The 1,501-nt window shown below is 75.1% G+C and carries 1 protein-coding gene; it reads left to right on the top strand.

Annotated elements, in window-relative coordinates:
* On the top strand, window positions 1-1,291 hold a 1,291-nt coding region (gene lpdA / locus CKO13_RS12150), incomplete at its 5' end, for a dihydrolipoyl dehydrogenase (RefSeq protein WP_200261387.1).
* Window positions 1,292-1,501 lie beyond the last annotated feature (210 nt).

Raw genomic sequence — 1,501 nt, forward strand, 5'->3', positions numbered from 1 at the left:
CGGCGGCGTCTGCCTGAACGTCGGCTGCATCCCCTCCAAGGCGCTGCTCCACGCCGCCAAGGTCGTCGACGAGGCCGAGCAGCTCGGCGCCCACGGCCTCGAGTTCGGCCCGCCGCGGCTCGACCTGGAGCGGCTCAACGCCTGGAAGCGCGGCGTCGTCGAGCAGCTGACCTCGGGGCTCGCCGGCCTGGCCAAGCAGCGCAAGGTCGAGCGGGCCACCGGCGAGGCCGCCTTCGTCGACCCCTACCGCGTGCGCATCGCCGGCGAGGCGGGCGAGCGCACCGTCAGCTTCCGGCACTGCATCGTCGCCGCCGGCTCGCGGCCGGCCTTCCCGCCGTTCATCGACCCCGGCCACCCGCGCGTGATGGACTCCACCGACGCCCTCAAGCTCGAGGAGGTCCCGGAGCGGCTGCTGGTCATCGGCGGCGGCATCATCGGCCTCGAGATGGCCGCCATCTACAGCGGCCTCGGCGCCCGGGTGACCGTCGTCGAGCTCGCCGACCGGCTCCTGCCGGGCGCCGACCCCGACCTGGTCAAGATCCTGCGCAAGCGCATCGCCAAGCGCTACGAGGGGATCTTCCTCAACACCGAGGTCACCGCGGTGGAGCCCGACGAGACAGGGGTGACGGTCTCCATGGCGGGCAAGGACGCCCCGGCCTCCGAGCGCTTCGACCGCGTCCTCGTCGCCGTCGGGCGCCGGCCCAACACCGACCGCATCGGCGCCGAGGCCGCGGGGCTGGCCCCCGGCGCCGACGGCTGCCTGGCGGTGGACGAGCACATGCGCACCGCCGTCGGCCACATCCACGCCATCGGCGACCTCGCCGGGCAGCCCATGCTCGCTCACAAGGCGGTCCACGAGGGCAAGATCGCCGCCGAGGTCATCGCCGGCGAGCGCAGCGCCTGGGACGCCCGGGCGGTGCCGTCGGTGGCCTACACCGACCCGGAGGTGGCCTGGGTGGGCGTGACCGAGGAGCAGGCCAAGGCCGAGGGCATCGCCTACGAGAAGGGGACCTTCCCCTGGGCGGCCAACGGCCGGGCCCTCTCCCTCGACGCCTCCGACGGCGTCTCCAAGATCCTCTTCGACGCCGAGACGGGCCGGGTCATCGGCGGCGGCATCGTCGGCCCCGGGGCGGGCGACCTCATCGCCGAGATCGCCCTGGCGCTGGAGATGGGCGCCGACGCCCACGACATCGGGCTGACCGTCCACCCCCACCCGACCCTCTCGGAGACGGTGGCGATGGCCGCCGAGGCGGCGGCGGGGACGCTCACCGACCTGATCCCCAAGCGCTGAGGAGGGCGTCTCCCCGCGGCGCTCGAGGGCGGTGGGGGCGCTGCGGGGTCTGCCGAGCGCGCCCTGCGGGTCCCCTGCGCTTCTCGCCCGAGCGGGGCCGCGCGCTAAACTCGCTTCGCTCGGACAACGCGCGCTCGCCGAGCGGCTGGCGCCGCTCGGCGTCCCCGCTCGGGCTGCGATGCTCGGCGCGCTCGAAAGGACGCCGGGGCC

The organism is Halorhodospira neutriphila (genome assembly GCF_016584055.1).
GTDB lineage: Bacteria > Pseudomonadota > Gammaproteobacteria > Nitrococcales > Halorhodospiraceae > Halorhodospira > Halorhodospira neutriphila.